The following is a 23,915-nucleotide window of genomic DNA, read 5'->3' as shown; positions in this document are numbered from 1 at the left end:
CTTTCCGGCTCCCCCGGATCTCCCGGCTCTCCCGGCTCTCCGTGCTTCCCCGGCTCTCCCTGCTCTCCCGATGCTCCCGACCGAGGAGGTCACCGTCATGACCCAGCCGACCGACCCACCACGGCCGACCGCGGTGGAGCCCGCGGCCGGGCCGGCGACCGCCGGCCCACGGCTGCTGCGGGACCCGTTGACCGGGCGGCAGGTGCTGATCGCCGCCCACCGCCGGCACCGGCCGCAGGGCGGGTCGGACGACTGCCCGTTCTGCCCGGGCGGCCAGGAGGCGCCCGAGCCCTACCTGGTCCGCTCGTTCCCGAACCGCTGGCCCGCCCTGCCGGGGCGCAGCGAGGTGGTGCTGTACAGCCCCGACCACGACCGCGGGCTCGGCGACCTGAGTCCCGTGGAGGTGCGCCGGGTCGTCGACCTGTGGGCCGAGCGCACCGAGGCGCTCGGCCGGCGGGAGGACGTCGGCTACGTGCTCGTCTTCGAGAACCGCGGTGCCGAGGTGGGAGCCACCGTCGCGCACCCGCACGGTCAGGTCTTCGGCCTGCCGGTGGTGCCCGACCTCGCCGCCGCGGAACTCGGCGCCGCCGGGTGCGTGCTGTGCGAACAGCCGGTGGACCCGGACCTGGCGGTGGTCCGCACGCCGCACTGGGTCGGCCATGTGCCCGAAGCCGCCGGCTGGCCCTACGAGTTGCGGATCGCCCCCGTCCGGCACCTTCCGGACCTGCCCTCACTCGGTCCGGCCGACCGGGACGAGCTGGCCGCCCTGCTCTCCGACTGCGTGCGGCGGCTGGACCGGGTCGCCGGTGGCTCCATGCCCTCGATGATGTGGATCCACCAGCGCCCGCCGCACGGCCTCTGGCCCACCGCGCACCTCCACGTCCACCTGGTGGGGCTCTGGCACAGCCCCGGCCGCCCCCGCCTCGTCGCGGCCGGCGAGCACGGCTCCGGCATCCTGGTCAACCCGCTGGACCCGCGCACCGCGGCCGCCCACCTGCGCGGCGCCGGGTCCTGAGCCGGACACGCGGACGGCCTTCGCCCGATCACCGGCTCCGCCCGGAGCGGAGGGGATCGGCGCGAAGGCCGAGGGGGACCGGCGCGAAGGCCGAGAGGGACCGGTGCCAGCGCCGAGGGCGGATCGGCGCGAGCACCGGAGCAGGACGGGCGCCGTACCGGGGCCCGGCACGGCGCCGCGGGTCAGCCGCGCTTGACCGTGAGCGGCAGCATCCGGCGGGGCTCGAACGGGACGACCGAGTCCCCGTCGTAGGCGTTCGCCTTCGGCAGGACGCCCGCCTGCTGCCAGATCTTGCAGCCGCCCGCGCACAGGCCGTCCTTGCGCCAGCCGCAGTCCGTGCACTGGTCGTAGGGGAAGAAGCGCAGCTCGTCCCGGAACTCGCGCGGTCGGCCCGAGTGCCACAGCTCCCAGAACTCGTCCGGGGTGATCAGCTCCAGGCTCTCCCGGTCCTTGTAGATGTTGATCAGCGGATGGTCCACCCAGTGGGAGCAGCCCAGCACCTTGCCGCCCGGCTCGATCACCACCGTGTTGCCGGTGGCCGCCTCGCAGCCGGTGCCGATCACCTCGGCGGCGAACATCTCGCCCAGCAGCTCGTGGTCGAAGTGGCAGAGCGGCACCTTGTTCTTCTCCCGGTTGAAGACGAACCGCACGCCCAGCTCGGCCTGCAGCCGGAAGAGCTGCTCGCTGAGCCGGGCGAGCGCCTCGGGCCCGGAGGCGACACCGGTGTCCAGCTCCTGGATGACGTTCGGCACCCCGTAGTTGATGTAGATGGTCCGGCAGCCCAGGGCGACCAGGTTGTCCACCACCTTGCGGACGTTCGCCAGGTTGGAGTCCATGACCGTCAGCATGGGGTACAGCGGCCAGTCCCGTTCGACCGCGAGGCGCACCGCCTTCATGGCCTTGTCGTAGCTGCCGGGGATCCTGGTGGCGGTGTCGTGCTCCTCCGCGGTGTGCCCGTGCAGGCTGATGCAGCCGCCCTTGAGGCCGGCGTCGACCAGGGCCTGCCCGAAGGCCGGGTCGGAGATCTTCACGCCGTTGGTCACCACCCAGCCGCCCATGTCCTTGCTCCGGGCGTACTCGACCACGTCCAACAGGTCGCGGTGGATCGTCGGCTCGCCGCCGAGCAGGGTGAAGGTGCTGATCCCGATCGACTCCATGAAGTCGATCCCCTTGTACGCCTCTGCGGCGCGCATCGTCTTGGGGGTGCCGAAGACCTCGGAACCCGCGTAGCAGAACGAGCACTTGAGGTTGCAGGCGTAGGTCATGACCAGCACGCCCTTACCCATGGTTATCGTCTGACCGGCCGCCATCGGCCTCTCCTCTCGGTGGAACAGCATGCTTGGGACGTGCCGGGGCGTCACTCGGACGCACGGCGGAGCGCGGTCAGCGCGGTGCGGCAGCCCCGCTGGACGGTGGCCACGTCGCTGTCGGCCAACTCGGCCGCATAGCGCCGGGCGTTGGGCACCGGAACGGCCGACCTGAGCGGGAACCGCTTGCTGGTGTCGGGGGTCTCCTCGGACCCCGGCCGGGCAGCCGCCCAGACCGCTGGATCGAGCCCCAGGAAGTCGGCCAGCCGGACGCTCTGCCGCTCGCGCAGCTCGGGCGAGGTGAGGAGTTCGTAGTCGACCACGAGCAGCCGGTCCGGGGCGGTCCGGGCGAAGGCCAGCGCCGCCCGGGCGGAGTCGCACCAGTCCTGGACGAAGGCCGCGGCGGACATCACCAGCCAGGCGACGCTGCCGACCGGAGGGCGCCCGCCCAGTTCGACCCTGGCGCGCCGCAGCATCGAGGCGAACACGTCGACCGGGTCGCGGTGGACGAAGACGAAGCGGCTGTTCGGCAGCGCGACGGAGAGCTCGGCGAAGCGGTAGTAGTGGAACGGGAACTTGTCCAGGATCCGTTCGGCTCCGCCGGCCCGCGCGGTGAGGGCGAAGAAGTCCCGCACCACGTCGCGGCGCCGGCTGATCCGCATGGCGGCCCGCCGCAGCCCCAGCCGCCGGTCGGCCCGCGACCAGCCGCGCACGACCACGCTGTCCACGTCGTCGGTGAACCGCTCGAAGACCTCGTCCCCGAAGACCGTCCTGGTCAGCACGGACTCCAGGGCGTCGCGGACCGGGCCGAGCGGTCCCCGGCGGGCCAGGAAGGCGCCCAGGCCATCGCTGCCGCCGAGCGACTCGGTCCAGTGCGGCCAGCCCTGGGCGGCGATCCGTCCGAAGTCCAGTCGCGGGCTCATGTAGAAGCTGAGGGCGGTCTCGTGCGCCGAGTCGCCCATCTCCCGGGTGCGTTCGGCGGCACCGAACTCGGCGTGCTGGGCGAGCATCCGGTAGAGCAGGGTGGTTCCGCTGCGCGGATAGCCCGCGACGAACACCGGGTCGTTGTCGAGCACCCGTGCCGCGGCACCTGTCGTGCGGTTCATCGTTCGACCTTCCATGGCCGGGTCGGGCGGCGGCGTGCCAGCAGTTGCAGACTGCCGGTCAGCGGGCCGAGGCTGCGGATCACGAAGGCGGCCGAGGCCGCGACCGCCCCGGCCGCCAGCAGCCGCAGCGGCAGGCGCCCGACCCCGGAGCGGTCGGCGCCGCCCGGCAGGCGGCGCAGCTGGCGGAGCGTCTGCAGGTAGCCGCCCTGGACGTACCAGAGGTGCAGCGCCAACAGGACGGCCAGCAGGGCGGGTTGACCGGCGACGGCGGCGAGCAGGGCGGCCACCGTCCACAGCGCCGCGCGCCAGGCCCAGGCCAGGTTCCGGCCGTGTCCCGCGGCCAGCAGGGCCCACCACTGGAGCCGGCCGGGGCGCACGCCCAGCTCCGCCCGGAAGGCCCGCAGGTCGGTGTCGAAGCGGGCCGAGCCGTGGAACCAGAACCGGGACTGGCGGATGGTGGACAGCGAGTCGGGGGCCACGTCGCAGTAGTCCAGGGCCGGGACCGGGGCGATCTCCGCGCCGAGCAGGGACGCCTGGTAGCCGAGGGCGAGGTCGTCGTTGGGGCTCAGGGTCGGGAAGCCGCCGATCCGCTCCAGGAAGTCGGCCGAGACGAAGCAGCCGTGCCCGATGCAGTAGGCGAGCGGGCGGAGGGTGCCGCGCCGTGCCCGCGCCGAGTAGCGGCGGTACAGCTCGTACTCGAAGCCCAGGGCCCAGCGGGTCTGCGCGAGCGCGTCGGGCAGGGCCAGGGCGGCGCGCAGGCCCCGCATGTCGCCGAGGTTGCGGCAGTAGCAGGAGACCTGCTGGAAGATCTCCGGAGCCGCCGCGCCCTGCGCCCCGCGGACCGCCACTTGCCCGCTCATCCGGTCGAAGACGGCCAGGTCGGGCTGCGAGTCGGCGTCGTAGACCCCGACGTACACGGTGGACCGGTCCGCTCCGCGCCGGTCCGACCAGGCCCGCAGGGCGGCGTTCAGCTGCCCCACCTTGCCGCCGGCCGAGGCCGGGGCGGTGACCAGCCGGAAGGCGGTCCGGCCGAGTTCGGCGTTGAGCCGGTCGGCCACCTCGGCCGCCGCCTCCGCGGTCGTCGGCCGCGGTTCGGCCGCGAGGATCCGGCCGAGCGCCGCTTCGTCACCGGTGGCCAGGGCGGCACGCACCCGCGGGTGCGCCTCGGGGCGGACCGCCCTGGTCAGCGCCTCGTCCAGCCCCTCGCTCCGGCGCTGCCCGGCGGCCCGGCGCAGCGCCTCCACCGCCCGGCTCCGCTCGTGCTCCTCGCGTTCGGAGACGGCGATCACCACCTCCAGCGGCACGCCCGCCCTGATCGCACCGGCCAGGTGCGCGCAGGCCCGGTCCACCACCCGGTCCTCGCGCAGCATCGGCATCAGGACCGCGAAGCGGACCGGAGGCGTTCCGCTCGCCGGCGGCGGGGGCTGGGTGCCGGCCCGGCGCAGCGCCGCGACGGTGCGGGCGCTGCCGACGTGGAGCCGGGCGGCCGCCAGGGCGAAGTACCCGGCGGCCGGGATTCCGATCGTGTAGCTGAGTACGGGCAGCAGGTCCATCTGGTCCGGGCCTTGTCGTCGAACGGGTGGGGAGCCGGACGGGCCTACCGGCTCACCCAGTGGTCGGAGCGCACGGACTCGGAGAGCGCGAGGGTGTCCTCGGTGAGCCGTACCAGGTGGTCCCAGTCGCGGTCGGCGTGCCGGTCGGCGGCCAGGTCGTCGAGGTAGTCGCTCATCGCCAGCCCGAAGCTGTCGGGGAACCAGGAGGAGGTCAGCTGTTCCCCCGGCAGGGTCTGTCCGGGGCGCGGCCGGTGCCAGACCCGGAGCGTGTTGTCGCCGAGCCCGGCGACCGTGACCCGTTCGCTGGTCGCGGAGATGACCCCCGCGGAACCGGAGATCACCACCTCCTCGAAGGGGTGCCCGGTGGCGAGGCCGAATTCCGGCATGGTCCAGTCCTCCAGGAGCTGGACGGTCACCCCGCTGCCGTACTCGACCGTTCCGGCCAGCCAGTTGGCCTGCTCGATCAGCTGCCCGGGGTGGCTGCCGGCCCGGGCCGACATCCGGACGGCCGGGCCGAACCAGGACGAGCAGAGGTCGAGGTGGTGGATCGCCATCTCGTGGACGATGTAGGTGTCGATGGTGTGGTCCCACCGGCCGGGCTCGCGGTCCCACCAGTCGCGGTTGCGGATCGTGCACAGGTAGGGCCGGCCGATGGCACCGCCCTCCAGCAGCTCGCCCACCTTGCGCCAGGCCGCGACGTGACGTCCGGTCAGGTTGAGGCGGGCCCGGGCGCCGTCGGCCCGCAGCCGGGCGATCTCGCGCAGTTCTCCCTCGGTGGTGCAGAGCGGCTTCTGCACCAGCATCGGCTTCCCGGCGTCGGCGACCGCGCGCATCAGGTCCAGGTGGCTGGCCGGCGGGGTGGCGATGTCGACCACCAGGACGTCGTCCCGTCCGGCCAGCTCGGCGACGTCGCGGACGACTCCGGGCACCCCGAACTCGGCGGCCACCTCGCGGGCCAGCCGCTGGTCCAGGTCGCACAGGACGGTGACCGGCAGCCCGAGCGTGCGGTACGCGGGCAGGTGGGCGTAGCGGGCCACACCGCCGACGCCGACGATGGCGATGCCCGCGGCGGGCTCTGTCACGGGAACTCCCGGTGCGCGTCGAAGTTGTTGACGAAGTGGATGATCTTGTTGAGCTCGTGCGCCTTGCACAGCGGCGGGCACTTGCGCACGTCGATGGTCGGCAGCAGCTTCCGGCGCTGCTCGCCGTCCCAGATCTCGGCGAACCGGCGCTCGTTGATGTTGCCGAAGGACCAGCCGCTGTCGCCCTTGAAGGCGCAGCACAGGTCGACCGAGCCGTCCGCCCCGACGGTGGCCAGCAGCTCGTTGCCGCGGCAGACGGTGTAGCTGCGGCCGTAGTCGTCCTGCCGGACCACGTCGGTGAACTTGTGCTCGAGGAAGCGGATCTCGAAGCCCTCGTCCTGCAGCGGGCGGACCTGCTCCATCTGCGCGGCGAGCGCGTCCCACAGCGGCGACCCCTCGCCGAACTGCTCGTTGGACCGCTCGTAGTGGACGATCGGCTTGACCTGGAAGTAGTCCACCCCGGCCCGCTTGGCGCGCCGCGCGCCCTCGGCGAGGTCCTCGACGTTCGACTCGTCCACCAGGAAGGAGAAGCCGACCACCAGCCGGGACCCGGCGGCGTCGCGCTCCTCGCAGAGGGCGGTGATGTTGCGCAGCACGACCTCGTAGAGCGCGCTGTTGACCCGGTGGGTACGGGCGTAGACGCCCGGGGTGCCCGCGTCCACGCTGAGGCGGATGTAGGAGAAGTGCTGGACCAGGGTGTTGCGCAGCCGCGGGCCGAGCTTCACGCCGTTGCTGTTGATGCCCTGCTTGAGGCCCAGTCGTGCGGCGTACTCGACGACCTCCTCGAGGTCCTTGTGGACGGTCGGCTCACCGCCGCCGGTCCAGGTCACCGACTGCACGCCGATGCTGTGAGCGTCGTCGAGCAGCTCCAGCATCCGCTCCTTCTCCAGGACCTCCTTGCGCTCGTGGAGGTACCCGTAGGTGCACCAGGTGCAGCTCTGGTTGCAGATGTTGATCGGGTTGATCTCCAGGTTGATCGGCCGCATCGGCTCCGGACTGCGCGCGGCCAGCAGAACGTCCGGGTGGGCCAACAGCTTCATCGGCGAGAAGTTGTCGGCGAGATCCAGGGTCGGCCGGGCCGCCCGGGTCATGCGCTCACCAGTCATGACGTTGACGATATGACTTAGAGTCAAGTTGGTCAAGAACTGAATTGACATCGCTGACTAACTGGCATTACACATGGTCATCGACAGTCCACGCACGTGGGCGCGGCCTCGGGGAGGGGGACGACGTGGAGCAGCACCTGGCGCACCGGTTGATGGACCAGCTCGCACGTCGGGGCGGCCTGCACCGCGTCCCGCCCGCCGAGGTGATCGCCCCCAGCGGGGACTCGACGCTCTTCGTCTCGGCCGGCATCCAGCCCTGGCGCGAGTGGGCCCTGTCGGGGCGGCCGGAACGGGCCGGCCGGGTGGGCCTCCAGTGGTGCGTCCGCACCAACCGGTTGGAGGCGGCCGGCGCCGGCGGCATCCAGACCGCGTTCGCGATGGTCAGCGACGTACGCCGGGGCCGGATCGAACGCATCCGCTACTTCGAGGAGTTGCTGACCGCCTTCCAGGCGATCGGCCTCGACCCGCGCCGCCTCGGCTTCCTCACCGCGCGGGACTCCGCCGGGCGGCCGCTGGACGACGCGACGCACCGCGCCCTGACCCGGCTGGGCATACCCGCCGACCGCCTGGCGACCCGTCCGCACCGGATGTCCGCGCCCTTCCCCGGCGGCCCGTTCGGCCCGAACGTGTTCGTCCTGGTCGACCACGGCTCCGCACAGGTGCCGCACCGCGGCTGCACCCCGGGCTGCACCCCGGACTGCACCTGCGGACGCTGGTTCCACTTCTGGAACTGCGAGTTCCTGGACCTCCAACTGGACGGCGCCGGACGGCACGAACCGGCCGACCGTCCCCTGGTCGACTCCGCGGGCGGCAGCGAACGGCTCGCCTGCGCCGTCCTCGGCCGACCCGACGCCTACACCCTGCCCGCCCTCGCGTCGGTGCACGCCCACGTCACCACGATGGCGCGGGGCGACACCGCCGGCACCGACACCGCCGCGCTGCTGCGCCGGGTCACCGACCACGCCAGGACGGCGGCGCTGCTGCTGGGCACCGGGGTCGTCCCCGGCGGCAAGCGGCACGGGCACGTCCTGCGCCGGATCCTGCGCCGGGCCTTCGTCGCCGCCGAACTCCTCGGCGCCGCACCGCACCGGATGGTCGGCCTGGTCGCCCTGGCCGCCGCCGCGCACCGCGGCTGGCCCGGCTTCCCGCCCGTCCCGGACCACCGGCTGGCGATGGTCGGGGCCGAGTCCGAGGCGTTCGCCGCCTTGCTGGCCAACGGCCGCCGGGCGTACCGGGACCTGACCCACGGTGCCGCCGGCCTGACGGCCGAGACGGTCTTCCGGCTCAAGGCGGAGCGCGGCATCCCGCTGGAGATCGTGCTCGAGTGGTGCCGCCGCGACGGCCGGTCGGTCGAACTGCCGGACATCACGGAGCAGATGGCGCTGGAACAGCGCACCTCCCGGGTCGGCTACGCCCCGCGTCCCGGCTCACCCGTCCCCGCCGCACGGCGACCCGCCGCCTCCCCCGCCGTTCCCGCGGCGGGGCCGTCCGACTCCTCACCGAGGTCACAGTCATGAGCCAGAGCATCACCGCCGACCAACTCCGCTCGCGCTACCTGGCGTTCTTCACCGAACGCGGGCACACCGTGATCCCCAGCGCCTCGCTGATCCCGGACCGGGATCCCAGCGTGCTGTTCACCACGGCCGGCATGCACCCGCTGGTCCCCTACTTCCTCGGCGCCGAACACCCCGTCGGCACCAGGCTGGTGGACTACCAGAAGTGCGTGCGCACCAACGACATCGAGGAGGTGGGCGACGCCACCCACCTGACCTTCTTCGAGATGCTCGGCAACTGGTCGCTCGGCGACTACTTCAAGGCCGAGTCCATCCGGTGGAGCTACGAGTTCCTCACCCGCGCCGACTGCCTGGGCATCGACCCGGCGCGGCTGTGGGTGACCGTCTTCGAGGGCAACCAGCTGGTCGAGCGGGACGAGGAGTCGGCCGCGATCTGGCGCGGTCTCGGCCTGCCCGAGGAGCGGATCGTCTTCCTCTCCGAGGAGCACAACTGGTGGGCGGCCGGGCCCGAGGGCCCCTGCGGGCCCGACACCGAGATCTTCGTGGACCTCAAGGGCACGCCGTGCCCGGACGAGGAGCCCGGCGCCTGCCTTCCCGGACTCTGCGGCGGCGGGCGGTTCTTCGAGATCTGGAACAACGTCTTCATGACCTTCGACCGGCGGGCCGACCGGGTGGAGCCCCTGCCGAAGCGCAACGTGGACACCGGCATGGGCCTCGAACGCACGCTGGCCGTGCTCAACGGCTGCCCCACCGTCTACGAGACCTCCTGCTTCACCCCGATCATCGCCGCCCTGCTGGAGGCCTCCGGGCGGACGGCCGAGGAGGTGGACGGCGATCCGGAGCTGACCCGCGCCGTGCGCATCCTCAGCGACCACCTGCGCACCTCGGTCTTCATCCTGGGCGACCACAACCAGGTCTCCCCCGGCAACCAGGGCGCGGGCTACGTCCTGCGCCGGCTGATCCGCCGCTCGGTGCGCTACGCGCAGAAGCTCGGCCTGGCGCCCGGCGCGTGGGCGGCCACCGCCGACACCGTCATCGGGATGTACGGCGAGGTGTACCCGGAGCTGCCGGCCGCCCGCGAGCGGATCATCGACGAGATCACCAAGGAGCAGGAGCGGTTCGGCCGCACCATCGAACGCGGCACCGCCAAGCTGAGCCAGGAGCTGGCGGACCTGCGCGCCCGGGGTCGCGACACGCTGCCCGGGGACGTCGCCTTCCACCTCTACGACACCTACGGCTTCCCGCTCGAGTTCACCGTGGAGATCGCCGCCGAGTCCGGCATCGGCGTGGACGTGGAGGAGTACCGGAACCGGTTCGCCGTCCACCGCGAGAAGTCCCGCTCCACGGCGGCGGCCAGCGGACTCGCCGACGACAGCGAGGAGAGCGTGCGCTACCACACCGCCACGCACCTCACCCACGCGGCGCTCCGCCAGGTGCTCGGCGACCACGTGTTCCAGAAGGGCTCCAACATCACCCGGGACCGGATGCGGTTCGACTTCTCCCACCCCCGGGCGATGACCGCCGAGGAGATCGCCGCGACCGAGGCCCTGGTCCAGTCCTGGATCGAGGAGCGCATCCCGGTGACCGCCTCCGTCATGCCCCAGCCCGAGGCCCGGGCGGCGGGCGCGATCGGCCTGTTCGACGAGAAGTACCAGGGCGATGTCTCGGTCTACCGGATCGGCACCCGCTCCTTCGAGTTCTGCGGCGGCCCGCACGTGCGCAACACCGGCGAACTGGGACGCTTCCGGATCGTCAAGGAGCAGTCCTGCGGCGCGGGCGTGCGTCGCATCCGCGCGGTCCTGGCATGAGCGGCCGGCAGGCGGTGCCGTCCCGGCCGCCCGGGGTCCCGGCCTCGTCGGGGGGAACCCGGGACGTGACGGAGCCGGGCGTGACGGAGCCGGACGCGGGGGAGCCGGGCGTCACGGAGCCGGACGCGGCGGGGCCGGACGCCGATCAGGCCCACCGGGTGATGGTCGTCGCGAGCGCCCCGATGCGGGTGTCGCTGGCCGGCGGCGGAACCGACCTGCCGAGCTACGCCGACCGCTTCGGCGGCGCGGTCGTCGGCACGGCCATCGACCGGCGGGTGTGCGTGGTCCGCTACCCCGGCCGGTTCACCGGCGGGCTGCGCGCCGCCTTCGACGAGGTGGAGGAGGTCGAACGGCCGGAGGACCTGCGGCACCGCTTCGTCCGGGCCTCCCTGGTGCGCACCGGCAACCCCACCGACCTCCAGCTCGGCTGCTTCAGCGACGCCCCGGGCGGCGTCGGCCTGGGCGGGTCGGGAGCACTGACCGTGGCGCTGCAGGCCGCCCTGCGCCACCCCGGGCGGCCCGGACCGACCGAACTCGCCGAGCAGGCGAGCGCGGTGGAGATGGTCGACCTGGATCGGCCGGTCGGCAAGCAGGACCACTACTTCGCCGCGCTCGGCGGGCTGCGGCTGCTGCGGATCGGCCGCGACCGCAGCGTCCGGGCGGAGCTCCTGCCGAACCGGCCCGAGGTGGTGCGCTACCTCGACGAGCGGTTGCTGCTCTTCTTCCTCGGCGGCCGACGGGACGCCGGCCGGTCCCTGGCCGCCCAGGCGGGCCGGACCGACCGGGCGGACCCGGCGACCCTGCGCCTGCTGCACGGGATCGGCGAGCTGGTCGGCACCTGCGTGGACGCCCTGCGGCACGGCCGGGTCGACGAGTTGGGGCCGGTGCTGGACGCCCACTGGGCGCTCAAGGCGGAGCTCTCCGGCTCCACCGGGGGCGCCGCGGTCGAACGGGCCCGGGCGATCGCTCGGGAGGGCGGCGCGGACGGCAGCAAGCTGCTGGGCGCGGGCGGCTCCGGGTTCCTGCTGGTCAGCTGCCGGGAGGGCGGCCAGCCGGACGTCCGGGCCGCGATGGCGGACGCGGGGCTGCCCGAACTGCCCTTCCGCAGCGACCCACGGGGCTGCCGGGTCCGGTCGTTGCGGCCGGACGGCCGGTAGCCCGGCCGACGGCCAGGGGCTGCTGGCGGGCGGGGCGGCGGGCGATGGCGGGGGTGGCGGGCGATGGCGGGGGTGGCGGCTCGTGGTGGCGCGGCCGACGGCCAGGGGCTGGTGGCCGTGAGCTGGCGGCCGGTGGCCCGCGGCGCGGTCGGCCGCGGGTTCCGCTAGAGGGTCAGGGCGGGAGCGAGCGGTGCGGACAACCGCTCGCCGGCTGCGAGCCGTCGCGGCGGCCGACCGCTCTCGACCAGCCAGGCGGCGTCCGCGCCCGAGGAACGGACGCCGTCCGGGCCGATCACCAGGCCGCCGCGCTCGCCGAGTGCGATCACCCCGCCGTCGTGGTCCCGGGCCCAGGCCGCGGCCGCGTCGGCTTCCTCCGGGCGGTAGTGCGGCCACACGCTCCAGCCGCCGAGCAGGTCGCTCCCCCGGGTGTCGGAGGCCGACGCGACGCCACGGTCCAGGTGGGCCGTGGTGCCGATGTCCCGGCCGAGCACGGCCGCGCCCGCACTGCCGCCGTAGAGCGCACCGCCCGCCGCCACGTAGGCCCTCAGCACGTCGAGCGCTCCGGTGGTCCGCAGCACCGTGAGCAGCCTCGCGGTGTCGCCGCCGCTCAGGTACACGCCGCCGTACCCGCGCAGCGCCGCGAGGTCGGGCGCCGGCCCCGCCGACCACATCCCGATCCGGGCGATGCCCAGCGGTTCGAGCGCCGACCGCAGCCAGTCCCGCCCGGCCTCGTAGTCCCGAGCGGACAGGTCCTTGGCGAGCGGCACGTACAGCACCGCCGAGCCCGCGACCCGCGCGGCGAAGGCCCGGTCGATGCCCACCGAGTCCTCGGCCCCGCCGCCGCCCGCCAAAAACACCCTGCCCGTCACCTGGCGCTCCCCATCCCCGGCCACCGCCGGCCGCTCGCCGTGCCTCCTCCGGACGCGCCACTCCGGCGGCGTCCCGCCCCCGGCAGCCTAGCGATCGGCTCTCGACCGGGCTCCGGGTACGACGCCCCACCTCTTGACTGAGCATTGACTGGCGGTCACGCGCCTTGTCATGATGGGCGCGTCCCTCCAGCCCGGAGCAGCACAGCTGTCCGGATCCGCCAGAGAGGTGGGTCATGACCGTCTCGCTCGGCCCCAAGGCCGCCGACCCTCAATCCGCCGGCCTTCAGGCCGCCGACCCGCAGACCGCCGGCCCGTCCGAGGACCCGCACGCCCTCGCGATGTACGACTACCTCCACGGCCTCTTCCAGCCGCCGTTCCGCTACCTGCGCGACGACGGCGTCGCCACCGAGGATCCGATCGAGCGCCGGTTCGAGCCACCGGAGCGGTTCCGTGACTACGAGCGGCGCGCGTTCGAGAAGGCCGCCGGGCGGACGCTGGACATCGGCTGCGGGGCCGGCAAGCACCTGTGGCCGCTCCAGCGGGCCGGGATCGAGGCGCACGGCATCGACATCTCCCCGCTCGCGGTCCGGATCTGCCGGGACCGCGGCCTGACCGACGTCTCGGTCATGGACGCCATGGAACTCGACTACCCCGGCGGGCACTTCGACAGCATCCTGCTCTTCTCCAACGGCCTCGCCATGGGTGGGACACCGGCCGGGGTCGAGCGCCTGCTCACCGAGTGCCACCGGGTCAGCGCCCCCGGCGGGCGGATCCTCCTCACCAACACCGACGTCTCCCGCACCGAGGATCCGCGCAACATCGCCTACCAGCGGGCGAACCGCGAACGGGGCGACCTCCCGGGCCGGGTGCGGCTGCGCTCCTGGTACCGGGACCAGGTGAGCGAGGAGTTCGACTGGCTGTTCATGTCGCCCGAGGAACTGACGGCGGCCGCCCGCGCCACCGGCTGGCGGGTGGCCGAGGTGGACGGCACGCCGTGGGGCGGCTACGCGGCCGTCCTCGAGCGCCTGCCCCACTGATGGCCCCGACCAGCCGAGAGGACCGCCCCCATGCCCCCCGCCACCTCGCAGCGCCCCCCGCACCGATCCCCGCTGCCGCAGCCGCTGCCGCAGCCGACGCCGCACCAGCCGCACCAGCCGCACCAGCCGCACCAGCCGACGCTGCACGATTGGGTCGGTGACACCGAGCGCTTCCACGCCACCCACTGGCGCCGCCGCCCGGGGGTCTTCCGGCCGGAGCAGCCGATCGCTCCGAACCTCACCCTCGAACAGATCGACACCGCGTTCGCCGGCGGCCTCCTGCACCAGCCCTACGTCGAGATCGCCCACGCGGACGACCCGGTGGCCCCGGAGACCTACTCCACCAGCCGGAACGTGCTCGGCACCGCCAACGGCGGCTACGTCGACAGCGTCCGGATCCGCGAGCTGCTCGACGGCGGCGCCACCCTCCTGCTGCGCAACGTCGACCACTGGCACCCGCCGACGGCGGAGCTCACCGCCCGCCTGACCGAGGAACTCGGCCGCCGGGTGGAGGCGTTCTTCTTCATCACCCCACCGGGCAGCCAGGGCCTGCCGCTGCACCGGGACGACGCCGACGTCCTCATCCTGCAGGTCAACGGAAGCAAGCGGTGGCACGTCCACGAGGGCCCCGAGGACGAGGACTGGCGGCCCGGGCGGGTCACCGGGGAATGCCCCGCCGTACTGGAGACCACCCTCCGGACCGGCGAAGTGCTGTACATCCCAAGAGGTTTCGCCCACCGCGCCACCGGGGATTCGGGGCTCTCGGCCCATCTGTCGCTGACCGTCCGCGAGCCGGGCAGCCAGCAACTCTTCGGCGCCCTGCAGCGGTTGCTGATGGCCGGTCTCAAGCTACCGCCCCGCCCGGTGGACGACGCCGCACTGCTGGAAACGGCCGGGACCATGCTCGGCCACCTCGCCGAGCGCCTGGCGTCGCTCACCGCGGCGGACGTGCTCGAGGCCGCCCGGGCCGCCCAGCGCGCCGGGTTGCCGGACCACGCCGCCCCGGGGCTGGCCGCGCTCGCCCGCGAACTGGCCGACCGGCCGCGCCCGGCCCCGGTCGCCTGAGCCGCCGGCCACACCGCCGTTCCGACCGCCCGACCAGCCCGACGCCCCGGCCGGCCCGACGTCCCAGCCGGCCCCGCGTCCCGCCCAGCCCGATCGCCGCACCCGTGCCACCGCCGCCCGCCGCCCGCCGGTCGGGCGGCCGCGGGCCTTCCGGGCGCCCGGGCCGGCCCCACCGGTCAGGCGCGGTTGCCCGCCCGCAGTTCGTGGTCCGCGACCGCGAGATCCAGCAGCGACACCTCCACCGCCTCCTCCCGGCACCAGGCCAGCGAGACCGCCAGCGGCACCCCGTGCTCGGAGCGCAGCCGCAGCAGCACCGCCGCGGTCCGCTCGGGGTCGCGCAATCCGCCGCGCGCCCGCCGGAACCGGTCCCGGCCCACCTCGACGGCCCGCTCGAGCGCCGCCGATTCACCTGCTACCGCGGCGAGTTCGACAGCTGACAGCGGCGCCAGCCCGAGCGGCACCCGGGTCGCCCGGTCCGCCGCCCCGACCAACCCGCCGAGGCCCCCCGGGTCGCCGCCCGCCAGCATCACTTCGGCGGCTGCCCTCCGCAACAGCCGCCGGAGGACGTGGGCCTGGCCGCGTGCTCCCGGTGTCAGGCCCTCACCCAGCAGCAGTGCGGCCGTCCGGGCGTGGTCGGTGAGCAGCCGCACCGCGGCGGCGGACCGGGCCGGGCGGTCCGTCCCCCGGGGGAGCAGCCGTCCGGCCGCAGCGGTCAGCGGCCCGTGGAGCACGGCCGGATCACGGGTACCGGCCACCGCGCAGCGCACCGCGTGCTCCATCACCAGCAGCTCGAACACCGGGTGCGGCCGCCGCGCCAGGTGACCGTGGGCCGACCGGCGGCGTTCCACGAACTGGACGTGGGCGAGCTGCAGGTGGCCGCCGCACGGGCATGACAGGTCGCACGTGGCCGAGCAGAACGGACCGGTCGGTGCCACCACGGTCAGCACCGGGCCGAGGGCGACGGCCAGCCGGTCCGGCACCCCGGGCGGGGGCGCTCCGAACGCCACCCGCCGGGGGCCGACCCCCAGATCGGTCAGGGCGGCCAGCACCAGCCGCGCGTCCTCGTCGCCGGACCAGTTCCTCACCCGGCCGTCCGCCCGGCCGCTGTCCTCCGGCCGGGCGGACACCAGGAAGCCGACCGCCTCCAGGTCGACACCGCAGGTGCCGAGCACCTCCAGCAGCAGTCCGAGCAGCCGGACGTACCGCCGGCGCCCGTGCCAGAGCGCGCCGGCGACGCGGTCCGCGGTCGGTACCGCGGCCACGGGCAGCGCTTCCAGCCGGCTCGTCCGGACGCACCACTGCAGGGTCATGCTGCCGCTGCCGCTACGCGGCACCTCCGCCAGCAGGCGTTGCCGCCAGGACCGCGCGGCGGCAGAGGTGAACAGGGTCGGCTCCGAGCGTTCGGCCACGAGGGACGTCGGCAGCTGGCGCCGGTAGCCGGCGGCGCCCAGTACGGCGGTGATCAGCTCTCCCATCTGCGGGACGCCCGGCGTCCGGTCTCCCCCCGGTGGAGCCATCCGTGACTACCTCCAGAAACTTTACTGCCCGCTGTCATTGACTGAACATTACTATAAGTCACGATCCCTATATAGCTGTATTGCGAAACGGGCGCTCCAATGAGCCCGAATGCCCGACTTCATCAGCCTTTGCTCCCCCGATCGCCGGTCAAATGGATTCCGAAAAAACGGACATCGGGACCAAATAGCCTCCGTCATGAGGAACTTGACACAGTCAACACCGCATGTAACTATCCTTTTCACAACCGGGGGAATTACTTTGAAAGCTCATCACGAGGGGGCATCGTGCTTCGCAAGACCGTTGGCATCATGGCACTGATTGTCGCGGCCATGACCACTGCTTTCCCGGTTGCCTCGGCCGCAGCGGCCGGTTCGGGATCCGTCCACGTCACCATCCAGGCGGACGGCAACAACAAGCACACCACCGACATTCCGCTGTGTTGCTGAATTCACCGGTAGCATCTTTCCGGTAATTTCCACCGGGAGTCCGGGGAAAACAAAAGGTGTCGTGCCGTTCGCGAGTGAACGGCACGACACCCGGCCGAGCGGATCCCGATCGGTACTGGCCGACGGGGCCGGCCCTCCCCGGCTCAGCCCTTCTTCACCGCCGGCGTCCGGCCGCCCAGCAGGCTGCCGGACCGGCCCAGGCAGCGCATGCCCTGCCGGTAGGCCCAGACCGCGCGCTCGTCCTGGCCGCGCGCCTCCAGCATCTCGGCCAGCTCCGCCCAGGCGAAGGCGGCCTGCCGCCCGGCCCCGGACGCCTCGAGGATCAGGGCACCGCGCTCGTACGCGGCCTCCGCCGCGTCCCCGTCGCCCTCCGCCAGGTGCGCGGCGGCCACCACCAGCAGGGTCCGGGCGGTCTCCAACCGGTGCTCGGGCCCGAGCAGTTCGAGCGCGTTGGTGGCGTGCGCGATGGCCGAGGGGTTGTTGCCGAGCAGCAGCTCGGCCCGGGCCAGCGAGGTCTCGCAGTAGGCGACGTCGATGGCGCTGCCCAGGTCCGAGAGCGTGCTGACGCTCTGCCGCAGCAGGTCCTTGGCGGTCCGGGCGTCCGGCTCGTCCATCTGCAGCAGCACCCCGGCGTAGGCGTTCCGCAGCCGCGCCAGCGCGCGCTCGTCCTCGCCCTCCGCGTAGATCGCCAGGGCCCGTTGGATGAGCGGCAGGGCGTCCGCCGTCCGGCCGTTGCGGTGCATGACCACACTGGCGTTCCAGTACGCCGCGGCGCGGGCCTTCGGGTTCCTGATCGCCTGCGCGTGCTCGATCGCCCGGGAGGCGAGGTAGGCGGCCCGGTGCAGGTCGCCCCGCTCGCAGTAGATGCCCACCAGGGTGGACTGCAGCTCGATGTCGACCAGGGTCGGAGTCAGCTCCAGCTTCTCCAGTTCGGCCAGGGTCGACTCCGCCAGCTCGATCGCGTGCGAGAGGTCACCGAGCTCGCGGTAGCAGCGGCAGAGCGCGACGACCACCGGCAGCACGGCGATCCGGTCCTGCGACCGCTCGTGCGCGGTCCGCAGGCCCTCGTACCGCCGGACCGCCTCCTCCAGGCTGCCGGTGTGCTCCAGCGCCCGGGCGATGCCCGTCTCGGCCGTCAGCCAGAGCTCCGGCTGGCTGGCGCGCGAGGTCTTCTGCTGCACCTCCTGGTACACCCGCAGCGCGGTCTGCGGATCGCCGTTGTGCAGGCTCATCTCCGCGTAGCGGACCTCCACCTCCAGCTCCAGCACCTGCTGGTGGGGCTGCTGCTGCTCCTGCGGCTCCTGCTCGACGAAGCCCAGCAACTGCGCCGGATCGCACTTCAGCCGCTCGGCCAGCTGGTTCAGCACCTCCACCGAGGGCGTCCGCTTGCCCGACTCCAGCAGGGAGATGTAACTCGGCGAGAGCCCCGCCCCGGCGAGGTCGGCCTGCGACATCCCGGCCGCCCGCCGAAGCTGCCTGATGCGCGCTCCCAACCCTTGAATGTCTGTCACGCCGCTCGGCCACCTTTACTCCGCAATGACTTGCCTGTAAACATACTGTCAAGGTTGCCGCCGAGCAGCAAGCGAGTAAGGACCCCCGGTGCCCGCCGCCCCGGACGGCCACCCCCACCCCCCAGAGCCCCCGGCCGCCCGCGTCCCCACGGCCACCACCGGCCCCAGGCCGCCACGACAGCCGCCACCGCCACCGGAAAACAGAAAGGTCCCCGGTCGGACACACTCCGACCGGGGACCTCCACCACTGAGCCGCCTGCGGGATTCGAACCCGCGACCTACGCATTACGAGTGCGTTGCTCTGGCCAACTGAGCTAAGGCGGCACCGTTGCCACGTGCGGTGGCAACGCGGGTCAGTCTACACAGGTTCGCAGGTGATCCGTAGCCGAGGGGGTCGGGCCTCTGGAGGGTGGATGGTCGTCGCTTCAGTCGATCACCGGTACGACGTTACGATGAGCGCCCCCTCCCGCCCTTCCCGCACCTCCGGAGCGCATCGTGCTCGGCGTCAATGACCTGGCGACCTACATCCTCGGCGCCCTCGTCATCATCCTGCTGCCCGGCCCCAACTCGCTGTACGTGCTGTCGGTCGCCGCCCGGAAGGGCATCCGGACCGGGTACCGGGCCGCCGCGGGCGTGTTCGTCGGCGACTTCACGCTGATCAGCCTGACCTCGCTGGGCGCCGCGTCGCTGCTGAAGGCCAATCCGGCGGTGTTCGCGGTGGTGAAGTTCGGCGGTGCCGCGTACCTGCTGTGGATCGGCTTCGGGATGCTCCGGGCCGCCCGCCAGCTGTGGCGGGAGCGCCGGGCCGAGGCCGGGCCGGAGGGGGCCGAGGCGGCGCCGGAGGCGGTCGAGCGGCCGTTCCGCCGGGCGCTGGTGATCAGCCTGCTGAACCCGAAGGCGATCCTGTTCCTGCTGTCGTTCTTCACCCAGTTCGTCGACCCGTCCTACGGGGAGCCCGCGCTGTCCTTCGGGCTGCTCGGCGGCATCCTGCAGACCTTCAGCCTGCTCTACCTCTCCCTGCTGATCTTCGCCGGCACCACGCTGGCCACCGCCTTCCGCCGCCGCAAGCGCCTGTCCGCGACCCTCACCAGCGGCGTCGCCGTCCTGTTCGCGGGTTTCGCCGCGAAGCTGGCCGTCTCCTCCGCGTGACGCCGGCCCGTGGCTCGGTGACGGGCCCCTAGCGGCCGCACCGCTTGTCCTGCTCCGGCGGCTCCCCGGTCAGCAGGAAGTGGTCGACCGCGCCGTCCACGCAGGCGTTGTGCCGCCCGTACGCGGTGTGGCCGTCCCCGTCGTAGGTGAGCAGCCGGCCGGACTCCAGCTGTCCGGCGAGGGAGCGGGCCCAGTCGTAGGGGGTGGCCGGGTCGCGGGTGGTGCCGATGACGACGATCGGCGCGGCGCCGGCGGCCCGGATGGTGTGCGCGGCTCCGGTGGCCCGGACGGGCCAGTAGGCGCAGGTCAGCGCCATCCAGGCCATGTCGCGCCCGAAGTGCGGCGAGGCTCGCTCGAAGTCCGGCAGCGCCCGCCGCACGTCCTCCGGCGTGCGGAACGGGGCGGGCAGGTCCAGGCAGTTCACCGCCGTGTTGGCGAACATCAGGTTGGGGTACGAGCCGTCCGCTCCGCGCCCGTAGTAGGCGTCAGACAGCTTCAGCAGCCCGCTGCCGTCACCCGCCCGGGCGTCCGCGAGCGCACTGCGCAGCTGGGGCCAGAGGAAGTCGGCGTACAGGGCCTGGATGACGCCGGTGGTGGCCTGGGAGCCGGTGAGGGGGCGCCCGTGGTCGGTGCTCGGCAGCGGGGCGGCGTGGACGGCCCCGAGCAGCGCGGTGAGCTGCTCGCCGATCTGCGGCACGGTGCGGCCGAGCGGGCAGTCCGCGCGCCCGGCGCAGTCCTCGGCGAAGGCGGCCCAGGCGGTCTCGAAGCCACCGGCCTGGGTGCGGTTGCCGGCCACCGAGTCGAGTGCCGGGTCCATCGCGCCGTCCAGCACCAGCCGCCCGACCCGGCTCGGAAAGAGCCCGGCGTAGGTGGCGCCGAGGAAGGTGCCGTAGGACTTGCCGACGAAGTTCAGCCGCTCGTCGCCGATGAGCGCGCGCAGCACGTCCATGTCGCGGGCGGCCTCGACGGTGCTGAGGTGGCCGAGCGCGGGCCCCGCCTGCCGCCGGCAGCCCTCGGCGAACTCCTTGTCGGCGGCGACCAGTGCGTCGACCGCCCGCTGGTCGCCGGGCTCCAGGTCGACGGCCGTGAAGGCGTCCATCCGCTCGCCGCTCAGGCAGCTGACGGGGTTGCTGCGGCCCACCCCGCGCGGGTCGAGGCCGACCAGGTCGTAGCGGGCCCGCACCGAGCCGTCGTACGTCCGGGCGACGGCCTCCAGGTACTCGATCGCCGAGCCGCCGGGGCCGCCCGGGTTGAGCAGCAGGGAGCCCAGCCGCGGGCCGCTGCCCGGAGAGGATCCCGATCCGGCGGCCGAGCCGGTGACTGAGTTGGTGACTGAGCCGGTGACCGAGCCGGTGGCGGGGTCGAAGCCCAGTCCGGTGCCCGGGTCGGATCCCGCTCCGGAGCCACCGGGCACGGCCACCGCCCGGGCCGCCGAGAGGGTGAGGTCGCCGTCCGCCGGGCGGTCGTAGTCCGTCGGCACCCGGAAGGTGGTGCACTCGAACCCGCCGTCGCAGGGCTGCCAGACCGGCCGCTGCGCGTAGTACGGCGCGAGCGCGTCCGGGACGGCGGCCGGCAACGGCTCCAGCGGGGTGGCGGCGGCTACGACGGCTGCGGCGCCCGCTGACGGGCCGGAGCCAGCCGCTGACGGGCCGGACGCGCCGACCGACGCGCCGGCCGACGCGCCGGCGGAACCGGCCGGCCCCGCGCTGCACCCGCCCGCCGACCCCGCCAGCAGCCCGAGCACCAGCACCGCGGCCGCCGACCGCGCCCGCCGACCGAAGGCCGTCATCCGCTCCCCTCCTCCGTTCCTCCGTCCGATCACCCGCCGGCAGGCAGCGTAGACCCCCGCTCCCCCGCCGCTCAGGAGGCCTTCGCCAGCGCTTCGGCCAGGAACTGCGCCGCCTGCCGCACCAGCCGCAGCCGCTCCCGGTCGGGGGTGTAGTCCTGCACGTTGTCCGAGATCCGCACCTCCGCCTTGGCCGCCGGGCCCTGGCCCGCCTTGAGCGCCGCCTGGAGCTTGCGGGCCGCGTCCAGTCCCGGGGCGTCCGCCTTGGCCGCGGCGAGCAGCAGCTTGGCCGCGCTGCCCGCCGGGGCCTCGGCGCCGGTCTGGGTGAGCGCGGCGGCGTCGTACCGGCCGGAGACCGCCGCGGCCGCGCCGTACAGGTCCGGGCGGGCCAGCCCGGCCGCGGCCGCGCACGGTGCGCCGCCCTCCACGCCGAGGGCGCCCCAGGAGGCGGGGCCGGGCGGCAGGGTGCGGAAGGAGTTCGCGATGGTGGTGCGCAGCGTCGCGTCGTCGGAGACGGCGGCCGGAGCGGCGGCGACCAGCTCGCAGGGGTGGGCGGTGCCGTTGGGCGCCTCGGGGGCGACCAGGATGAACGGGCGGGCACGACCGGCCTGCAGCGCCGCGCCGATGCCCTCGAAGACGTCCGGGACCTCGGCGTCGGCGGTCTTGCTCGGGGTGGCGGAGTGCATCACCACGACCGGGAAGCGCGCGTTCGGCTCCTTGGCGTACTGCGGGGGCAGCCAGACCCGGATGTTGCGCGGCTTCCCGTCGGGGCCGAGCACCGCGGACTGCAGCAGTTCGCCGCCGGCGGGGTGCCCGACGCTGTCGAAGCGGCTGGCCACGGCGGACGCGGCGGCCGTGGCCGCGGCCGGTGCGGCCGGTGCGGGAGCGGCGGCCGACTCGGCGGGCGTGGGCGGCGCCGCCTGCTGCCGGGCGGTCGAAGCGCTGTCGGGGTCCTTCCAGGCCCCCGCGCCGGCGGCGTCCGCGGCCGACTGGGCCCGGTCGGCACCCTGGCCGCCCCGGCCGAGGCCGCCGAAGGCCCCGAGCGCGGTGAGCAGCGTCAGTGCGGTGACGCAGACGCCGCAGACCATCGCCCCCGCCGCCCGCAGCAGCATCGGCCACCGGTCGCCCGCGAGCTCGTAGGTCTCGGCGGCCCGGAGGTCGCGCCAGCGCTGGAGCGAGCCGCGCGCCAGCCAGATCCCGCCGAACGCGGCGGCCAGCAGGGGGATGACGAGGAGCGGACGAACCACGGAACGCACCACCTCGGAAGAGGGTCGGCGCCGGACCGGACCCGGTGCCGTACGGGAGGCGACCGCTCCGGCGGCGGGACCCCCGACACGGGGGACCCGGAGTGGGGCCGGGGCGCAGTCGGCCCCCAGCGTGCACAACGGGGGCACCGTCACACGCGGGTGTGCCCGGCGAGTATCGCCCGTTCACTCGAAGGTGGGACGGCGGACCGACTCCGGGAGGCCTACCGCGACCGGCAGGACATCGGCCCGCCTGCAGGACACCGGCCCGCCCGCAGGGCCTCAGCCCGCCCGCAGGGCCACCGTCATCGCCTCGACCGCCAGCAGCGGGTCCACGTTGCGGTCCAGCGCGGTACGGCAGGCCAGCACCGCCTCGATCCGGCGCAGCGTGCCCTCCGCCGGGCCGGCCTGGGCGACCCGGTTCAGCGCCTGCCGCTGGTCCTCGTTGGCGAGCGCGCCGGTGGAGCCGAGCTGGATGGCCAGCACGTCCCGGTAGAAGCCGAGCAGGTCGAGCAGTGCGACCCCGAGGGTCTCCCGGCGGGTGCGGGTGGCGCGGCTCTTCTGCCGCTTCTCCAGCTCCTTGACCGCCCCCGCCATGCCGCGCGGCGCCTTGCTCCCCTCGGCCGCGCCGTAGGCCGCCTTCAGGTCGTCGGTCTCCTTGGCGTCCTGCGTCTCGGCGAGCGCCTCGGCGTCCGCCTTCGCGGTGTCGACCAGGCGCTGCGCCGCGGCCAGGCAGCCGCCGATGTCGGAGACCTCCAGCGGTATCCGCAGCACCTCGGCGCGGCGGGTGCGGGCCTGCTCGTCCACGGCGAGGCGGCGCGAGCGCTCGATGTCGCCCTGTCCGGCGAGCGCGGCGATCCGGGCGGCCTCCGGTTCGACGCCGTCGCGCCGGACCAGCATGTCGGCGACCGCCTCGGCGGAGGGGGTGCGAAGCACGAGCAGGCGGCAGCGCGAGCGGATGGTCGGCAGCACGTCCTGGACGGAGGGGGCGCAGAGCAGCCAGACGGTGCGCGGGGAGGGTTCCTCCACGCCCTTGAGCAGCGCGTTCGCGGCGGCTTCGGTGAGCCGGTGGGCGGCGTCCACCAGGATCACCGACCAGCGGCCGCCGGTCGGGTAGCTGGAGGCGCGCAGCACCAGCTCGCGCATGTCGCCGACGCCGATGGACAGGCCGTCGGTCCGCACGTACTTGACGTCGGCGTGGCTGCCGGCCAGCACGGTGTGGCAGCCGTCGCAGAACCCGCAGCCGGGCGTGCCGCCGAGCGCGAGGTCGGGGCTGGTGCACTGCAGGGCGGCGGCGAAGGCCCGCGCGGCGGTGACCTGCCCGGCCCCGGGCGGCCCGGTGAACAGCCAGGCGTGCGTCATCAGGGAGGCGTTCCCGCCGTCCGCAGGCGCGGCGCCGCGGCCCGCTTCGACCGTCGCCCCGGCCGCCCGGGCCGCGGCGGTCAGCTGCTCGACCACCCGCTCCTGGCCCACCAGGTCGTCCCAGACGGCCACTGCTGCTCCCAAGCTCCGTACGACAGCGCCCCCGGCGCCGATTCCCCGCCGTCGAGCATACGTCTCCGCCTCGACAGCCACTGCTCCGTCCGGGTCACCCCGGGTACGGAGCCGGGCGGAGCCGCGAACCGGAAGCGGAATGGGACGG

General features: G+C 74.0%; 19 protein-coding genes and 1 tRNA gene. 8 read left to right on the top strand and 12 right to left on the bottom strand.

Annotated elements, in window-relative coordinates; genetic code table 11:
• Positions 1 to 97 precede the first annotated feature (97 nt).
• Positions 98 to 1,015, top strand: a complete 918-nt coding sequence (locus tag ACGF07_RS11255) for a hypothetical protein (RefSeq protein WP_392897381.1) — start codon at positions 98 to 100, stop codon at positions 1,013 to 1,015.
• Between the two features lie 182 nt (positions 1,016 to 1,197).
• Here ACGF07_RS11255 and ACGF07_RS11250 read toward each other — a convergent pair whose 3' ends face one another.
• From ACGF07_RS11250 to ACGF07_RS11230, 5 genes are read right to left on the bottom strand one after another with little or no spacing between them, the layout of a single operon-like run.
• Positions 1,198 to 2,325, bottom strand: coding sequence for a radical SAM protein (locus tag ACGF07_RS11250; protein WP_392897379.1), 1,128 nt, complete (start codon positions 2,323 to 2,325; stop codon positions 1,198 to 1,200).
• A gap of 47 nt (positions 2,326 to 2,372) precedes the next feature.
• Positions 2,373 to 3,428, bottom strand: coding sequence for a sulfotransferase (locus tag ACGF07_RS11245; RefSeq protein WP_392897378.1), 1,056 nt, complete (start codon positions 3,426 to 3,428; stop codon positions 2,373 to 2,375).
• Entirely contained in the window at positions 3,425 to 4,981 is a 1,557-nt protein-coding gene (locus ACGF07_RS11240; protein WP_392897376.1) for a hypothetical protein, read from the bottom strand. Before ACGF07_RS11240 ends, ACGF07_RS11245 begins: the two co-directional genes overlap by 4 nt.
• 44 nt (positions 4,982 to 5,025) lie before the next feature.
• Entirely contained in the window at positions 5,026 to 6,063 is a 1,038-nt protein-coding gene (locus tag ACGF07_RS11235) for a Gfo/Idh/MocA family protein (protein ID WP_392897374.1), read from the bottom strand.
• Entirely contained in the window at positions 6,060 to 7,169 is a 1,110-nt protein-coding gene (locus ACGF07_RS11230) for a radical SAM protein (RefSeq protein WP_392897373.1), read from the bottom strand. Before ACGF07_RS11230 ends, ACGF07_RS11235 begins: the two co-directional genes overlap by 4 nt.
• Positions 7,170 to 7,294: 125 nt before the next feature.
• Between ACGF07_RS11230 and ACGF07_RS11225 the strand changes: the two genes are divergently transcribed.
• The 3 genes from ACGF07_RS11225 to ACGF07_RS11215 all read left to right on the top strand — a co-directional run bounded on the left by ACGF07_RS11225 (position 7,295) and on the right by ACGF07_RS11215 (position 11,648).
• Positions 7,295 to 8,686, top strand: a complete 1,392-nt coding sequence (locus tag ACGF07_RS11225; protein ID WP_392897371.1) for an alanine--tRNA ligase-related protein — start codon at positions 7,295 to 7,297, stop codon at positions 8,684 to 8,686.
• A complete protein-coding gene (locus ACGF07_RS11220) occupies positions 8,683 to 10,491 on the top strand; it encodes an alanine--tRNA ligase (protein ID WP_392897370.1) in 1,809 nt (602 codons plus the stop codon). The genes ACGF07_RS11225 and ACGF07_RS11220 overlap by 4 nt, the downstream gene beginning before the upstream one ends.
• Before the next feature lie 80 nt (positions 10,492 to 10,571).
• Complete coding sequence (locus ACGF07_RS11215) at positions 10,572 to 11,648, top strand: hypothetical protein (protein ID WP_392897368.1); 1,077 nt, start codon at positions 10,572 to 10,574, stop codon at positions 11,646 to 11,648.
• Positions 11,649 to 11,812: 164 nt separating this feature from the next.
• Here the strand turns inward: ACGF07_RS11215 and ACGF07_RS11210 are convergent, their stop codons facing one another.
• The gene (locus ACGF07_RS11210; protein WP_392897366.1) at positions 11,813 to 12,517 is read right to left on the bottom strand and encodes a Type 1 glutamine amidotransferase-like domain-containing protein; all 705 of its coding nucleotides are present in this window, start codon (positions 12,515 to 12,517) and stop codon (positions 11,813 to 11,815) included.
• 233 nt (positions 12,518 to 12,750) lie between these two features.
• Between ACGF07_RS11210 and ACGF07_RS11205 the strand changes: the two genes are divergently transcribed.
• Together ACGF07_RS11205 and ACGF07_RS11200 are read left to right on the top strand one after the other, a co-directional pair.
• Positions 12,751 to 13,554, top strand: a complete 804-nt coding sequence (locus ACGF07_RS11205; RefSeq protein WP_392897364.1) for a class I SAM-dependent methyltransferase — start codon at positions 12,751 to 12,753, stop codon at positions 13,552 to 13,554.
• A 30-nt stretch (positions 13,555 to 13,584) separates the two neighbouring features.
• Positions 13,585 to 14,619, top strand: coding sequence for a JmjC domain-containing protein (locus ACGF07_RS11200; RefSeq protein ID WP_392897362.1), 1,035 nt, complete (start codon positions 13,585 to 13,587; stop codon positions 14,617 to 14,619).
• 176 nt (positions 14,620 to 14,795) lie between these two features.
• Here the strand turns inward: ACGF07_RS11200 and ACGF07_RS11195 are convergent, their stop codons facing one another.
• Positions 14,796 to 16,094 carry an alanine--tRNA ligase-related protein gene (locus tag ACGF07_RS11195; protein WP_392897361.1) on the bottom strand — a complete coding sequence of 433 codons (1,299 nt, stop codon included), beginning with the start codon at positions 16,092 to 16,094 and terminating at the stop codon, positions 14,796 to 14,798.
• A gap of 327 nt (positions 16,095 to 16,421) precedes the next feature.
• Between ACGF07_RS11195 and ACGF07_RS11190 the strand changes: the two genes are divergently transcribed.
• On the top strand, positions 16,422 to 16,583 hold the full coding sequence (locus ACGF07_RS11190; RefSeq protein ID WP_392897359.1) for a hypothetical protein: 162 nt from the start codon (positions 16,422 to 16,424) through the stop codon (positions 16,581 to 16,583).
• A gap of 143 nt (positions 16,584 to 16,726) precedes the next feature.
• Here ACGF07_RS11190 and ACGF07_RS11185 read toward each other — a convergent pair whose 3' ends face one another.
• Together ACGF07_RS11185 and ACGF07_RS11180 are read right to left on the bottom strand one after the other, a co-directional pair.
• A complete protein-coding gene (locus ACGF07_RS11185; protein ID WP_392897357.1) occupies positions 16,727 to 18,094 on the bottom strand; it encodes a helix-turn-helix domain-containing protein in 1,368 nt (455 codons plus the stop codon).
• A 250-nt stretch (positions 18,095 to 18,344) separates the two neighbouring features.
• Positions 18,345 to 18,418 (bottom strand) — tRNA-Thr (locus tag ACGF07_RS11180).
• Between the two features lie 171 nt (positions 18,419 to 18,589).
• Between ACGF07_RS11180 and leuE the strand changes: the two genes are divergently transcribed.
• Positions 18,590 to 19,243, top strand: coding sequence for a leucine efflux protein LeuE (gene leuE / locus ACGF07_RS11175; protein ID WP_350737128.1), 654 nt, complete (start codon positions 18,590 to 18,592; stop codon positions 19,241 to 19,243).
• A gap of 28 nt (positions 19,244 to 19,271) precedes the next feature.
• Here leuE and ACGF07_RS11170 read toward each other — a convergent pair whose 3' ends face one another.
• The 3 genes from ACGF07_RS11170 to ACGF07_RS11160 form a co-directional block, all read right to left on the bottom strand.
• Positions 19,272 to 21,032 carry an alpha/beta fold hydrolase gene (locus ACGF07_RS11170; protein WP_392897355.1) on the bottom strand — a complete coding sequence of 587 codons (1,761 nt, stop codon included), beginning with the start codon at positions 21,030 to 21,032 and terminating at the stop codon, positions 19,272 to 19,274.
• Between the two features lie 71 nt (positions 21,033 to 21,103).
• A complete protein-coding gene (locus ACGF07_RS11165) occupies positions 21,104 to 22,276 on the bottom strand; it encodes a hypothetical protein (protein WP_392897353.1) in 1,173 nt (390 codons plus the stop codon).
• 279 nt (positions 22,277 to 22,555) lie between these two features.
• Positions 22,556 to 23,767 carry a DNA polymerase III subunit delta' gene (locus ACGF07_RS11160; RefSeq protein WP_392897435.1) on the bottom strand — a complete coding sequence of 404 codons (1,212 nt, stop codon included), beginning with the start codon at positions 23,765 to 23,767 and terminating at the stop codon, positions 22,556 to 22,558.
• Positions 23,768 to 23,915: the final 148 nt, after the last annotated feature.

The sequence above is a fragment of the Kitasatospora sp. NPDC048194 genome (genome assembly GCF_043202455.1).
In the GTDB taxonomy this organism is placed as follows: Bacteria; Actinomycetota; Actinomycetes; order Streptomycetales; family Streptomycetaceae; genus Kitasatospora.
This window is presented reverse-complemented; position numbering and strand designations above follow the sequence as displayed.

Coding starts and splice junctions, on each gene's coding strand:
- ACGF07_RS11250 (WP_392897379.1), bottom strand. CDS start 2,325: ATGGCGGCCGGTCAGACGATAACCATGGGTAAGGGCGTGCTGGTCATG.
- ACGF07_RS11195 (WP_392897361.1), bottom strand. CDS start 16,094: ATGGGAGAGCTGATCACCGCCGTACTGGGCGCCGCCGGCTACCGGCGC.
- ACGF07_RS11230 (WP_392897373.1), bottom strand. CDS start 7,169: ATGACTGGTGAGCGCATGACCCGGGCGGCCCGGCCGACCCTGGATCTC.
- ACGF07_RS11170 (WP_392897355.1), bottom strand. CDS start 21,032: ATGACGGCCTTCGGTCGGCGGGCGCGGTCGGCGGCCGCGGTGCTGGTG.
- ACGF07_RS11205 (WP_392897364.1), top strand. CDS start 12,751: ATGACCGTCTCGCTCGGCCCCAAGGCCGCCGACCCTCAATCCGCCGGC.
- ACGF07_RS11245 (WP_392897378.1), bottom strand. CDS start 3,428: ATGAACCGCACGACAGGTGCCGCGGCACGGGTGCTCGACAACGACCCG.
- ACGF07_RS11220 (WP_392897370.1), top strand. CDS start 8,683: ATGAGCCAGAGCATCACCGCCGACCAACTCCGCTCGCGCTACCTGGCG.
- ACGF07_RS11200 (WP_392897362.1), top strand. CDS start 13,585: ATGCCCCCCGCCACCTCGCAGCGCCCCCCGCACCGATCCCCGCTGCCG.
- ACGF07_RS11255 (WP_392897381.1), top strand. CDS start 98: ATGACCCAGCCGACCGACCCACCACGGCCGACCGCGGTGGAGCCCGCG.
- ACGF07_RS11240 (WP_392897376.1), bottom strand. CDS start 4,981: ATGGACCTGCTGCCCGTACTCAGCTACACGATCGGAATCCCGGCCGCC.